At 61.2% G+C, this 13,043-nt stretch carries 12 protein-coding genes; 1 reads left to right on the top strand and 11 read right to left on the bottom strand.

All coding sequences use genetic code 11. The features are described from left to right. Positions 1-22: 22 nt before the first annotated feature. Positions 23-355, bottom strand: a complete 333-nt coding sequence (locus K359_RS0105030) for a cytochrome c (protein ID WP_029078373.1) — start codon at positions 353-355, stop codon at positions 23-25. Between the two features lie 13 nt (positions 356-368). Continuing rightward, on the bottom strand, positions 369-1,607 hold the full coding sequence (locus tag K359_RS0105025) for a molybdopterin-dependent oxidoreductase (RefSeq protein ID WP_029078372.1): 1,239 nt from the start codon (positions 1,605-1,607) through the stop codon (positions 369-371). 532 nt (positions 1,608-2,139) lie between these two features. On the opposite strand from K359_RS0105025, the gene K359_RS61070 reads away from it, so the two are divergent. Beyond that, positions 2,140-2,475, top strand: a complete 336-nt coding sequence (locus K359_RS61070; protein ID WP_156928361.1) for a hypothetical protein — start codon at positions 2,140-2,142, stop codon at positions 2,473-2,475. Between the two features lie 390 nt (positions 2,476-2,865). On the opposite strand, the gene K359_RS51125 is transcribed toward K359_RS61070, so the two are convergent. The 9 genes from K359_RS51125 to K359_RS0104975 all read right to left on the bottom strand — a co-directional run bounded on the left by K359_RS51125 (position 2,866) and on the right by K359_RS0104975 (position 12,746). Then, positions 2,866-5,979 carry an efflux RND transporter permease subunit gene (locus K359_RS51125; protein ID WP_035976060.1) on the bottom strand — a complete coding sequence of 1,038 codons (3,114 nt, stop codon included), beginning with the start codon at positions 5,977-5,979 and terminating at the stop codon, positions 2,866-2,868. Further along, positions 5,976-7,157, bottom strand: coding sequence for an efflux RND transporter periplasmic adaptor subunit (locus K359_RS0105015; RefSeq protein WP_029078371.1), 1,182 nt, complete (start codon positions 7,155-7,157; stop codon positions 5,976-5,978). The genes K359_RS51125 and K359_RS0105015 overlap by 4 nt, the downstream gene beginning before the upstream one ends. Before the next feature lie 70 nt (positions 7,158-7,227). After that, entirely contained in the window at positions 7,228-8,016 is a 789-nt protein-coding gene (locus K359_RS61065) for a hypothetical protein (protein WP_156928360.1), read from the bottom strand. A gap of 119 nt (positions 8,017-8,135) precedes the next feature. Further along, positions 8,136-8,351 (bottom strand): hypothetical protein, encoded by a 216-nt coding sequence (locus K359_RS0105000; protein ID WP_156928359.1) that lies wholly within the window; start codon positions 8,349-8,351, stop codon positions 8,136-8,138. A 113-nt stretch (positions 8,352-8,464) separates the two neighbouring features. Next, positions 8,465-8,869: a cupin domain-containing protein gene (locus K359_RS51120; protein WP_051345988.1), complete on the bottom strand. Its 405-nt coding sequence runs from the start codon at positions 8,867-8,869 to the stop codon at positions 8,465-8,467. After that, entirely contained in the window at positions 8,869-9,888 is a 1,020-nt protein-coding gene (locus tag K359_RS0104990; protein WP_305728175.1) for an aldo/keto reductase, read from the bottom strand. Before K359_RS0104990 ends, K359_RS51120 begins: the two co-directional genes overlap by 1 nt. Positions 9,889-10,143: 255 nt before the next feature. Beyond that, complete coding sequence (locus tag K359_RS0104985; RefSeq protein ID WP_029078366.1) at positions 10,144-10,590, bottom strand: hypothetical protein; 447 nt, start codon at positions 10,588-10,590, stop codon at positions 10,144-10,146. Between the two features lie 322 nt (positions 10,591-10,912). Next, entirely contained in the window at positions 10,913-11,158 is a 246-nt protein-coding gene (locus K359_RS0104980; RefSeq protein ID WP_029078365.1) for a hypothetical protein, read from the bottom strand. A 655-nt stretch (positions 11,159-11,813) separates the two neighbouring features. Next, positions 11,814-12,746: an NAD(P)-dependent oxidoreductase gene (locus K359_RS0104975; protein ID WP_084518264.1), complete on the bottom strand. Its 933-nt coding sequence runs from the start codon at positions 12,744-12,746 to the stop codon at positions 11,814-11,816. Positions 12,747-13,043 lie beyond the last annotated feature (297 nt).

Here is a 13,043-nt window from a genome sequence, read left to right as displayed (position 1 = left end):
CTGAGGATCTATGTCACCAGGCCTATGAAGCGCCCTTGATGCGAACCAAATAGTCCACGATCGCCTTGGCGTCGTCAGGGCTAATAGGAGCCTTGTAGGCCGCAATCATCTTGTTGACGACCTCTTGCCAGGCTTCCCTGGACAACGAAGGCTGGTTCAACACATGGTCGGCCGAGTGGCAGGCGAGGCAGTTGTTGTTGATCGCATCAGATCCCGGACCGGCGGGGAACATCGCGTCACTGGTGGGGACATCCAGCTTCAGCGACTTCAATGTTGCGATCGTTGCAGTGTGGCCGGAATGTGCAAGCAGAACGAGACCGAGACCAGTGGCCATCGACAGAACAGCACGGAGCATTCCTGATTCCTTCTCAGGCCGCGACCACATGAGTCGTTTCAATAGTGTTGTACATGTAGCCGGCCGGATTCCAGATCTTGAAATCGGGCTGCGTCTCGTTCTTGGTGTTGGTGCAACGAACCATTAGGGTGCGCGCGCCGCGCCAAGGCAGCGCAACTTGAGTCTGCCATTGCCTGAAGCCGTATTTTCCCTGCTCGGCACCGAGCTGGGTCGGCTGCCAGCTCGTGCCGCCATCGATCGACAGATCGACGCGGGCGACGCCGCAATCGCCGCCAAAGGCGATACCCCGCGCCGAAGCATGCGCTCCCGCCGGCAGGCTATCGCCGTCACGGATGTTGGTGATGAACGACCGCGGAACATTGCGGGTCACCGGCACCATCTTGAATCCGGTCTCGCCAGGCTTGACGTAATTGTGCGGCGTATCGGGCACGCGGTAGCCCGTCGCCGTCCAGTAATTGGTGTCGGGCTGATCCAGCACTTCGATGTCGTTCAGCATCTTGATCCAGTAGACCCCGCACCAGCCGGGCACGACGAGCCGCAGCGGAAATCCGTTCAGCAATGGAAGCTGCTCGCCGTTCATGGCGAAAGCGATCATCACTTCGCCATCCCGAGCGTGATCGATGGTGAGCGACTTCAGGAATTTCGGCGAGTCCTGCATCACCGGTTCGTCCAGGCCGCCGAAGCGGACCTGAATGGCGCCAGACTTCACACCAGCACGGTCAAGCACGTCCTTGAGACGCACGCCGCTCCAGATCGCGTTGCTCATCGAACCATTTGCCCATTGAGCGCCGGCAACGCGTGGTTCGGCGAAAATCCGCGAAGCGCCGGCGCATTGGTTGACCGCGGCGATTTCGAATCTCGGCAAGCCCTGCAAAACATCCTTGAGCGACAGCGAAAGCCGCTGATTGACCTGGCCGCGAACCGTCAGGCGAAAGCTATCCACATCGATGTCGCCGGGAAAAGTCGCCCAGTGCCAGCTGACATAATGCTGGTCGTTTGGGGTGAACACGCCCTTGTCGAAGACTTCAAAGGGTGTCTCGAGCCATGGCGGGCTCGAACGCTGCAGTATCATTCGGCCCTTTTGCGGATAAGCCGTCGTGATCGTCCTTGTACTCGGACCGCCCGGCACGTGTAGATCGACTGTCTCTTGCGCCGATGCCCGCGAGGACATCAGTGCCAGGCTGGCGATCCCCATTCCAGCCAGCACGCGCCGTCGCGACAGTCCCTTAGGTGGCACGTCATAATCCTGCATCAGCTACGTCTGTCCTGTACCTGCGGTACGACAAGACAAGGTCCGCCGCGTCAGATTTGACGAGAGCCGACTTTCCTGGATCGATCCTGTTAGAGGAGCAGTCGCGCCGGGTGACCGCACCGCCTGCAAAACCGTCGATCGTACCGTTTTCTCGAATGTCAGACCTGTTTTCGAATCCTGGCTCTCGCTTTTTGTCGGAATGCAAGCCAAGAGCCTCATTTCCTGAAGTAGGAACAAATGAACACCATGCTCATCACATTTGAGTGCTCGGCGACGCTGCGGAAACTCGTTGTTTGAGGTACCGGGGGCAGAGCGGATATGCTCTGCCCAACCTTCAATCGTCGGTTTGTGTCAGCAGCGGTCGAAAGACGAGCCGTTCTCATTTTGCGACTATCCTTGGACGCCGAACGTGACGGAGCAGTCTCGAGCGGTGTCTCATCGCGGAGATGAATAAAGCAATCAACAGCTGGCCGATCAAGATGCGATTGGTGCATAAACTCGTCGGTCAGCGTCTGCATGAAGAGAACGAGCGGTGTCCGACAGACCCAAACGACTAACTTTGGTCGTTTTCACATTGGCGGTTGACTCCGGCGCTGGCCAGCAGGTCGTACCTTCGCCCAGATTATGGGGCTGGCAGCGCGCACGCCGGTTGCCCACGGCCTTTGTCAATCTTTCAGAAGCTTTCGCTGTTCCCCAGTCCGATTGCTATCCCATAGCAAAACGTATCCAAAAGATCGTCTTCTCGCTTGCTGTCCTTGTCGCCGATCCGAAAGCTTTCGATCTGGTCGACAAAGTGATTGCGCGATTTACGCTTGTGGACTGTAGTCTTGTCGAAGGCATAGTCAGTGTATTTGACACTCTCCGGTAAACGTAGCCGGAAACCGAGAGGGCTCGCTCGTCCTTGCCCATGGCAGTCAGTTTCGAATCAATAGCGGTTGCTGGCCATTGGCTGCGGATAGCCTGCTGTAACAAGATAGTCCCGGAGTTCTTGTCCTCGATCCATACGCCAATCGAACCATGGCGGGCGCCGCAGAGCCGTGATAGGGTGAAATCGTCCCAGGGGCTCGGGTGTTTCTTGTCGAATAGCTCCGGGTGCAGCCGACGCATGATCCGCCATACCTTGCGGCAGAGCCTAGACGGGCATTTGCTCCGCCGGACCGGTCGACTTCGATACCGGAAGAGACGGGTCCGGGGCTTGACCGGAAGCCTGAGCGAGCGGGGAGGCGAGCGTGTTTCCGGGCCGATGAGACACGTGCGTCTATTCCGCAGGCGTCGGATAGACATCCTGCGACACCGCCTGGTGCCGTCGCGTACCGAACAGCCAGTTCTGCAATCGATCGAGGTAGAGATAGACGATCGGCGTGGTGTAGAGCGTCAGGACTTGCGACAGGGCCAAACCACCAACGATGGCGTAACCCAATGGCTGGCGGATCTCTGATCCGACGCCGGTGCCAACCATCATCGGCACGGCGCCCAGAAGCGCCGCCATCGTCGTCATCAGAATCGGGCGGAAGCGCTTGATGCAAGCCTGGTAGATTGCCTCCTCCGGTGCGAGCCCATCATGCTGCTCGGCCTGGATCGCAAAGTCGACGAGCATGATGCCGTTCTTCTTGACGATGCCGATCAGCAGGATGATTCCGACCACCGCAATCACGCTCAGATCGAAATGCGCCGCCATCAACAGCAGCAGCGCGCCGACACCGGCCGACGGGAGCGTCGAGATGATGGTGATCGGATGGATCAGACTCTCATAGAGCACACCGAGGATGAGGTAGATCACGAACAGCGACGCGGCGATCAGGACGGGCGTGCTCTTCAACGAGGCACCGAAGGCCTGTGCATTGCCCTGGAAACTCGTCTGCAGCGACAGCGGCGGATGCAGCTGCTTTGCGATGGCTTGAATGCCGTTCACGGCTTCTCCGATCGCCGCCCCGGGCGCCAGATTGAACGAGATCGTCACAGACGGGAATTGTCCCTGATGGTTCACGACGAGCGGCGCCACCTTCACGGCTGAATCGACCAGCGTCGAGAGCGGCACCTGCTGACCGCTTGATGACTTGACATAGATGCCGTTGAGCGCCTCGGGCCCATACTGGAACTTCGGATCGACCTCGAGAACGACATGGTATTGCTGCAGTGTCGTGTACATCGTCGAGACGATGCGCTGGCCGAAGGCGTCATCGAGGGTGTTGTCGATCGTATAGGGCAGAATGCCGTAGGACGAGGCGACGTCGCGCTTGATCGTGATGTCGAGCAGTGGCCCGGAATTGAGCTGATCGGTCGTCACGTCAGCGACCGTGGGCAATGTCTTGATCCTGTCGAGGAACAGGTTTGCCCAGTGGTTGAGTTCGCCGGGATCGGCGTCGTTCATGGTGTACTGGAATTGCGTCTTGTTCAGCCGCGCGCCGATGGTGATGTCCTGCGCGGGCTGCATATAGAGGGTGATGCCCTGGATTTTGGCGAGGCTGGCGCGCAGCCGCGCGATAACCTTGTCGATCGGATCGCGCTGGTCGGCTGGCTTGAGCTGAATGAACACGCGGCCGTCGTTGACCGTGGTGGTGCCTCCGCCGGCGCCGACCGCCGAGCCAACCGTGGACACGGCGGGATCGCGCACGACCGTATCGAGCATGGCCTGCTGGCGCTCCGCCATCGCCTGGAACGAAATGTCCTGAGCGGCTTCCGATTGACCCAGGATCAGGCCGGTATCCTGTTGAGGAAAGAAGCCCTTGGGAATGATGACGTAGAGATATCCGGTCACCGCGATGGTTGCGATCATCACGATCAAGGTGATGAAGCGATGCCGCAGCACGACCTTCAGGCCCGCCTCATAGGCATTGAGCAGTAGATCGAAACCGCGCTCTGACCAGCGATACAGGCGCCCGTGCTCATGGCTCTCCGGCTTGAGCAGATAGGCGCACATCATCGGCGTCAGCGTTCGGGAGATCACCAGGGAAAGCACCAGCGCGACGCTCACCGTGATTGCAAATTCACGGAACAGGAGACCGACATAGCCGCCCATCAGGAAGAGCGGAATGAAGACGGCGATCAGCGAGAACGTGATCGCCATGACGGTGAACCCGATCTCGCCGGATCCCTTCATTGCGGCGTCGTAGGGGGACAAACCCTCCTCGATGTGCCGCGTGATGTTCTCGATCTCGACCACCGCGTCGTCGACCACGAATCCGACGGCAATCGACAGCGCCATCAGCGACAGATTGTCGAGGCTGTAACCCATTTCGTAGAGGATCGCGAAAGTGCCGATCAGCGAGAGCGGAACGGTGACGGCTGGAATGATGGTCGCCCAGAAGCTGCGAAGGAAGATGAAGATGACCATCACGACAAGGGCGACCGTCAGCAGCAGCGTGAACTGCACGTCCGCAACCGAAGCGCGGATCGTCTGGGTGCGGTCCGACACGATGTTGATCTTGATCGCGGCGGGGATCGACGCCTGGAGCGTCGGCATCAGCGACTTGATCCGCTGAACCGTCTCGACGACGTTGGCTCCCGGCTGACGCTGGACCGAAAGCATGATGGCGCGATGGTTGTTGTACCAGCCCGCAATCAGATCGTTTTCGCCGGCGCTGACCGCGCGCCCGATGTCGCGGATGCGCACCGGCGATCCGTTGCGATAGGCGATCACGAGATCGGCATACTGATCGGGCTGGAACAGCTGGTCGTTGGTATTGAGCGTGTAGGTCTGGCGCGGGCTGTTTAGCGTCCCCTTGGCGAGATCGACGTTCGCCTGGCCGAGGACGGTGCGTACGTCCTCCAGATTGATTCCGCGTGCGGCAAGCGCCTGCGGATCGACCTGGATGCGAACCGCCGCCTTTTGCTGGCCGCCGATGCCGACGAGGCCCACGCCCTGGATCTGCGAGATCTTCTGCAGCAGAATGTTTTCGGCATACGCATCGACCGTGGTGAGCGGCAGGCTGTCCGAGGTGAGACCCAGCACAAGGATCGGTGTGTCGGCCGGATTGACCTTCCGGATCGTCGGCGGATAGGGCATGCCGGTCGGCAAATACGGGCTCGCCGCGTTGATCGCCGAAAGCGTATCGCTGACCGCACCGTCGATCTGGCGGCTCAGATCGAACTGAAGCGTGACCTGGGTGTAGCCAAGCGCGCTCGCCGACGTCATCTGCGTGAGCCCGGGTATCTCGCCGAATTGCAGCTCGAGCGGCGAGGCAACCGAAGACGCCATGGTCTGCGGGTCGGCACCCGGCATCTGAGCGGTGACGGTCAGCGTCGGATAGTTGACGTTTGGCAATGCGGCCACCGGCATCAGCGGGTAGGCGACAAGCCCTGCGGCCAGCAATCCGACCATCAACAGGGCGGTTGCGATCGGGCGCCGGATGAAGGGGGCGGAGATATTCATGGTATCGGCGCCTGCATCGCGTCCTGTGCTGCGGATTCCTGTGCGGCCTTGCCATGCAGCAGGACGACATGCGTTCCCGGTTGCAGCTTGTACTGACCGTCGACCACGACCTGCTCGTTGGCTTCGAGGCCGGAGTCGATCAGCGCCTGACCGTCGCTGATTTGCGCGACCTTGATCTGACGGATGGAGACCGTGTCGTCGGAATTGACGACATAGGCATATGCTCCGTTCGGTCCTTGCTGGACGACGGAGGCGGGAACGGTCAGGCCGTTGTGCCGCGTGTCGAGCAGCAGTCGCGCATTAACCAGCCCGCCGGGCCAGAGACTCCGCTCGGCATTCGGGAAATTCGCTTTGAGCTGGATCGAGCCGGTCGTCTGCAGGATCTCGTTGTTGACGAGTCCAAGCTGTCCCTCGCCGAGCCGGACCGTGTTGTCCTGATTGTAGGCCAGAACGGTGAAAGGCGCTTTCGTCTTTCGTTGCTGTTGCTGGATCTGCGGAAGCACGGTCTCGGGCAGCGTGAAGATCAGCGATATCGGGTTCAATTGCGTCACGACGCACAGGCCATTGGTACTTGAGGGGCTGATGATGTTGCCGACGTCGATTTGGCGAATGCCGACGGTGCCGTTGATTGGTGACGTTAGGCGCGTGAAGCTCAACTGCACTTTCGCGGCATCGATCAGGGCCTGGTCGGCTTTGATCGCAGCCTGAAGTTGTCCAACCTGGGCATCCTGGGTTTCGATCAGTTGAGGTGTGGCCCAGCCCTTGTCGCCCAACTGTTTGTACCGGGTTTGATTAGTTCGCGCGTTCGCAAGCTGCGCCTGATCGCGCTCGAGATTGGCGGTATATTGGTCGACCAGGGCCTGGTAGGGCCGCGGATCGATTTGTGCGAGCAGGTCACCGGTATGGACCTGTTGGCCCTCGGTAAAGTTGATGCTGATGATTTGCCCCTGTATCTGCGCCCGCACAATATCCGTGTTGTAGGCAATCACCGTGCCGACGCCGGTCAGGTAGATCGGAACGTCGTGCTGCGTCACCGTTCCGGCGACGACTGGAACGCGAGGGGGAGCGGGAGCGGCCGCGGCCTTCCGCATCGGATGGAGATCAGCAGAATGCAGCAGAGCGGCGCTCACGATGGCAGCGACCAGTATCGCGGCGGATATGACGATCTTCGTTTTCATGGATGTTGCTCCCAACGGCAAAGTGCACTCAGCAACTGCCTGGTAATCCCGTGGATGTGCCGAAGGACGGTCATTGAGACGGCACAGTCGAAGTCGTCGCCGGAGCGGTCATCGCCGGCACCATCGGGGCGGTCAACGCGACGCCGGCGGTCGCGACCGGCACGGCCGGCGTGGCAAGCACCGCGGCAGAGCTGACGCCGAGATTGCTGATCTCCGTCGAACCCAGGGGTACCCCGGTTCGCGGGTTTCCGCCGGGCGTTATCGGAGACGTCGCGGTGGGAGCCGACGATGCGGTGACGCTGGTTGAGCCGGATCCGCACATGCCCGACATGCCGGCGGTATCGAGCGTGCCCGACGAGGTCGACATCGTCGAACCTTGTGTCAGGCCCGACATGACCGAAGTCGATGAGGTGAGGTCGCCCGACATGGCTGTGTTGCCGGCGGCCGTCGCGACGGTTGAGTTGCCAATCGCAATTCCGCCGCCGTCATAGGTCGACGTTGAGCCATACATTGCGCTTGGCGAGACTCCGAGGATTGAGCACGGGCTGCCGGTCGCCGGAGCGGAAATGCTGCCGGTGACGGTTGGCGCGGGGCTCACACCTGACGAAGGCAGTTCGGTCGCGCCCAGGCCGATCCCCACCGGTGAAATCGGCGCTCCAGTCACGCTGCCGAGCGGAGAGGTGGCACCGACCGCAGGAGTCGGGAGAGCCATTCCGGTCATTTGCGCAACCGCCGTTCCTGACGCGAAGAAGGCAAGACACGCAGCCATCAACCAGCTTCTCACGTGCATCTCCATTGGAATGAGGGAGCTCAGTGGAAATCTATCGATTGCCGCGCGCGTGTCCTTGCCCGTTTGCACGAAAATCGTCCGGTGGATATGAGAAGACAAAATGAGACCCGCCGAAGCGGGTCCATTCTTCAGGCCACTGCTCTGCCTGCGACATCATCGCGCGCGGGCGCCGCAATCGCCCGGCAGCATCAGTTGTTCAGTTTTGGACCGCCGTGATAGGCGTGCTGATTGAGCGCGGGCGCCGATGCCGGCATTTGCGATTCGTGCGCGGCATACGGGTTGTGTGTGTAGACGACAGTTCGATCGGATTCGCGGGGCATATAGGTTGCGCTCTCCGCCAGAGCCGGCACGGCAAGTGCAACAAGCATTGCAGTGGATGTGATGACGGTCGATATCGTTCTCATGGTTTGCTCCTGTTGTTCGCCCCTCGTAAGCGATCTGGACACTTCATGATGGGAAGCAAGCCGGCGCGCGAGGAGTTGAACGCGTCGGTACGCGCCTGGGCCTGCTTGCCGGTTCACGACCAGAAGGCGTCCGGGAGATTGACGACGATGGGTGTCGGCGTGCTGCGCACCACGACCCAACGGAAAGGCTCGAGCCGTGATGGATTGAACTCCATGTGCGGAACGAAGGCTGGAATGTGAATGAAGTCGCCGGCCTTGGCGTGCGCGGAGAACTCGCCCTTTTCGCCCCAGCGGACTTCGCACCATCCTGACAGCACGAACGCGATGGTGTCCTGTTCGCCGTGGTGATGGATCCCGGTTCGTGCGCCGGGCTCGACTTCGAAGAGTCCGCCCCAGATGCTCGAAGCGATGCCCAGCGACGGTCCAATCGCAGCATAACGCTGGGCGCCGGATGTTTGGGCCGTCGCCAGGTCGAAGCGGTTCCGGGTGACGACATGGATCATGGGTCGGGTGGCCATCATGCAGCCTCGCGAGCGGGAGGTGCCATGAATTCGGGTCCGACAGGATCCTTGATTGTCACCTGAAGAATCCGGTCGATCTCGACCATCGCGGCCTCGTCGATCCGCCAGCCGAGCGCGTCGGCAATCGGTGAGAGCTGTTCCGCGCGTCGAGCGCCCCACAACGCAATGTTCAACTCGCCACGATCGAGCACCCAGCGCACAGCCAGATGAAGCACTCGCCTGTTGAAACGATCTCGCGCGAACTGGTCAAGGCGCCTCACCGCGTCCAGGTACTGCTCATAGCGCGGCGATCGAAACTTGGGGTCGCTCTTGCGAAGGTCGTCGCCGGTGAAAGCGCTCGGTGATGACATCGTGCCGGACAGCAGGCCGCGGCATAGCGAGCCGTAGGCGAGGAGGGCGATCTTCTCCTCCCGGCAATAGGGCAGGACGTCCTGCTCGATCGACCGTTCGAACAGATTGTAGGGCGGTTGAGCCGTATGCAGCGGCGCGACCTTGCGGAATTCGTCCATCTGCGACGGACTGAAGTTGCTGACGCCGACGGCGCGAATCTTGCCATCGCGGTGCAACGCGCTGATTGCTTCGGCGGTTTCCGCAATGGGTGTATGCGGATCAGGCCAGTGCACCTGATAGAGATCGACGACGTCGGTTCGAAGTCGGCGCAGCGAATTCTCGACTTCCTCGATGATGCGCGCCTTGCCGGCGTTGCGGAACGGTTTGTCGTTCTTCCAATCGAGGCCAACCTTCGTGGCTATGATGGCGTTCTGGCGGCGCCCGCCGGCAAGGGCCTTTCCAACAATCTTGGAACGGCCAAACCCATAGACCGGCGCGGTGTCGATGAGATTGATCCCGCGGTCAAGCGCCTCCTGGATCGTCCTGATCGCATCGCCTTCATCGGTCCCGCCCCACATCCAGCCACCGATCGCCCATGTTCCGAGTGCGATCCGGGATGCACGGATTGACGTGCCGGGAATGTCGATGAACTCCATATTCGTGTTGGGTGCTTGGACGATAGTCATGGCTTGTTCCTGCTTGATCTAGGACCCGCTCTCGCGGCGCTGACGTCCGCGCGGACGTCGATAACGCGTGCAACACGTTGACGGTGTTGGAATGGGTCACTTGCGAAGCCCGCGCTTTGGCCGCCAGGATTGCGACGCCATTAAACTGGACTTCAGAATGGTCACTTTGGATTGAGGGCGGCGTCTGCTCGCCCACGCCGTCGGTCCGGACCTGTGCGAATGGATCCGGACCGAAGGCTGAATGCGACTTGCGCACTAGCTGCAGCTCAGCGGCAACGGCTGATCGGGGTGCAGCGCATACCAGTCGTTGCAGGAGGGATCGCTGTAATAGGCGCCGTACCCGCGCGAATATCTGCCGTCGTGATGCATGGCGTGGTCGTGGAAGCCGGCGCCAGGGTGATCGCCTCCGACGTGGATCAGGCCGCCGGTATGAACGCCTCCGCCGAAACCGCCGACGTGCATGCCGCCGATCGGCGCACCGGCACCCATGCCACCGAGATGAGCGCCGCCGCCGATGCCGCCCAGGTGCGCGCCGCCGCCAAACCCGCCCATGTGGCCGCCGCCGCCAAATCCGCCCATATGGCCGCCGCCGCCGCCGCCGAAACCTCCACCGCCGCCTCCGCCTCCCCGGGCGTCGGCCGCGCCGACAGCCAGCGCGGAGACAAGCGCGGCCGTTGCGAGGATGATCATTGTTCGTTTCATCAGAATACTCCTCTGTGCCTGGAGTCTTGCCGGTCAACGTTGGACAGGAGCGTCACCGCGTCACCGACCAGACCCTTCGATGACCAGACAACTAGGAACGATCGCCGGCCCTGCCATTAAATTTGCCTTCAACAATGGCTGGAAGGCTGCGTCATCGCGGCAAGTTGAGAATGCGCGATGCTGAGGAGGCGTTGATCTTCAGCGCTGAGGCCAAACGATCAACGAAGCGGGCTGGAACGGAGTCCAGCCCGCTTCGTGGTTCAGAACAGCGTTGCTTCGCTCGCGCAACGTGCGAGAGCAGGGCGACGCGTGTTGGGGCAGACTAGAACGCACCCGTGCCAGGTTCGCAGGGAACGTTGTCGCCGGTCCACGGCGCCGTCGCAAAAGAACCGACACGCGGCGCCGGAACGCAGGCGCGTTCGCCCTGATAGATCGGCGCGTTCGAGGCAGCGGCATTGGTCTCTACCGCGACCCGCCGGGTGGCGGCGCCGTGCTCGCGAGCCATTGCAGGCGTAGCGAGCATTGCGACCGCAATCAGTCCGGCCGACAGAATCTTGAGATTGGTCATTGAGCTTCTCCGTTGAAACAGCGGGCCAGGTCGATGGACAGCCCGCACCTGCAAGTGGGATCGCGACGGACCAGCCAAACACACGATGTGCTCACACGAGTTCAACGCGGCGTGAGCCGCGAACAGACGAAGCGGATCGTGACGAGAGTCATCCTGCTCGTGATTGTTGGGCGCATTCGCGTGGCGCGCATTACGCCGGAGGTCATCGATCACTTCGCGGTGCACCGACTGCCAGGCGTGCGAATTCGCAACATCGGCATCCATACGTCCGCACTTGAGGGATGTCAGGCGCGCCGCGCAGAGTCCTTCGAAGTCGCAGCGCGCGTACTCAAAGGAGTGTCTTATGTCTGTCAGGAGATATGGAAGAATTCTCGTCGCGCTGGCGCTGCTGACGACCAGTGTGCCACTTGCCTCGTACGTCAGCTGCGTGCCGAGGCCGGATCATGTCACGCGGCTTGATCATGTCATGCGGTCTCATGTCCGCATTCATCGAAACAGGACTGCTGCCGTGCAGAAGGCATCGCCGGCGCGGGATCCAAATTACGATCCGTTTGCCGACATGATCTTGGGATGAAGTGCCTTCGGCGTAGCAGTGCGCTACAGAACTGAACCCAGGGGAGGCGACGCTCGAGAGCGTCTTGGAAGCTTCAGCGGATCAGAGCCCGGCTTCCTCCGAAGCGACGAGGCCGAGTGCAGTCCAGTCAAGCGTACCGTGACCGCGCGCGATTCCAGTAATCAGGCGGTCACGTACCACCCCAACAGACGGCATCGGAGCGCCGGCAAGCTCGGCTTCGGCCAACGCAAGGCGCACGTCCTTAAGTGCGAGGGGCAGAGCCAACCCGGCCTTGTAGCTGCCGGCGATGAGCCTGTTGCCGTAATTCTTGTGGACGCGGCTGTCGAACATCGTACCCGTCATGATGTCCACGAATTGCTGAGGGTCCTGTTCACGCTTGCGCAGCACGGTCACGATCTCCCCGAGCACTTCGAGAGCCGTTGCCGTCATCATGTTGCCGAGCAGCTTGATCAGATTGGCCTGCGCAGGGTCGGTTCCGATGACGATGGTCCGGCCCAGCGCGTCCGTCACCGACCGGCAACGGTCGCAGGAAGCTTGACTACCCGCGACAATGACCGACAACTGCCGGGCTTTGGCGGCATCCGGGTTGCCGAACACGGGTGCGGCAACATAGCCTTGGCCGCGACGTTCATGCGCATGCAGAAACTCAGTGGACGCTGAGGTGCTGATGGTGCTCATCGACAGATGGATCGCGCCAGGCTGCAGGCAGTTCGCAATCCCGGATGATCCAAAGAAGACGTCTCGCACCGCGGCGTCATCCGGCAACATGGTGATGATGATGTCGCTGTCGAACAAGTCCGACAGGCTCGTGGTTGCAGCCACTGCCAGTGCCCGCAGATCCCCGACACGTTCCGGCCGACGCACATACGCACAGACGTTCTGACCGTCGGCCGCCAGATTGGCGGCCATCGCCGAGCCCATCAGGCCGAGCCCGACAAATCCGATCTTGCTGGGCCTCAGCCAATCCACGTGCGGATTGTGTTTGCCGTCCCGTTCGTCAACATCGTCCAACATGGCGGCTCTCCCTTGATCGCTTGCCGATGAACGGTAGGCGGCCGACGGAAAGATGTCGTCTAAAATCGAGTTCAGTGTCGGGAAGGTCGCCGATGCCCGAGCGGACGCCGCAAGGTCCCGACTGGGCGACGCCTGGCGCCGGATCGGCCTGCTCTCTGAATTGCAATTTAATGGCTGGGCCTGGCAAGGGGGGCTATGTCTCTAAAAGGTGCCCCGCCGTGCTTTGCCAAGGCGGAGTACACCCGAAAGTGGATCGCACTACTTTCGCGCAGGTGAACGGGGTGGCGCGATCCGGCT

The sequence above is a fragment of the Bradyrhizobium sp. th-b2 genome (genome assembly GCF_000426785.1).
Classification (GTDB): Bacteria; Pseudomonadota; Alphaproteobacteria; order Rhizobiales; family Xanthobacteraceae; genus Bradyrhizobium; species Bradyrhizobium septentrionale.
Note: the sequence above shows the minus strand (reverse complement) of the source record. Positions and strands in the feature narration are given on the sequence as shown.

Coding starts and splice junctions, on each gene's coding strand:
- K359_RS0105030 (WP_029078373.1), bottom strand. CDS start 355: ATGCTCCGTGCTGTTCTGTCGATGGCCACTGGTCTCGGTCTCGTTCTG.
- K359_RS0105025 (WP_029078372.1), bottom strand. CDS start 1,607: ATGCAGGATTATGACGTGCCACCTAAGGGACTGTCGCGACGGCGCGTG.
- K359_RS51125 (WP_035976060.1), bottom strand. CDS start 5,979: ATGAATATCTCCGCCCCCTTCATCCGGCGCCCGATCGCAACCGCCCTG.
- K359_RS0105015 (WP_029078371.1), bottom strand. CDS start 7,157: ATGAAAACGAAGATCGTCATATCCGCCGCGATACTGGTCGCTGCCATC.
- K359_RS0105000 (WP_156928359.1), bottom strand. CDS start 8,351: ATGAGAACGATATCGACCGTCATCACATCCACTGCAATGCTTGTTGCA.
- K359_RS51120 (WP_051345988.1), bottom strand. CDS start 8,869: ATGGCCACCCGACCCATGATCCATGTCGTCACCCGGAACCGCTTCGAC.
- K359_RS0104990 (WP_305728175.1), bottom strand. CDS start 9,888: ATGACTATCGTCCAAGCACCCAACACGAATATGGAGTTCATCGACATT.
- K359_RS0104985 (WP_029078366.1), bottom strand. CDS start 10,590: ATGAAACGAACAATGATCATCCTCGCAACGGCCGCGCTTGTCTCCGCG.
- K359_RS0104980 (WP_029078365.1), bottom strand. CDS start 11,158: ATGACCAATCTCAAGATTCTGTCGGCCGGACTGATTGCGGTCGCAATG.
- K359_RS0104975 (WP_084518264.1), bottom strand. CDS start 12,746: ATGTTGGACGATGTTGACGAACGGGACGGCAAACACAATCCGCACGTG.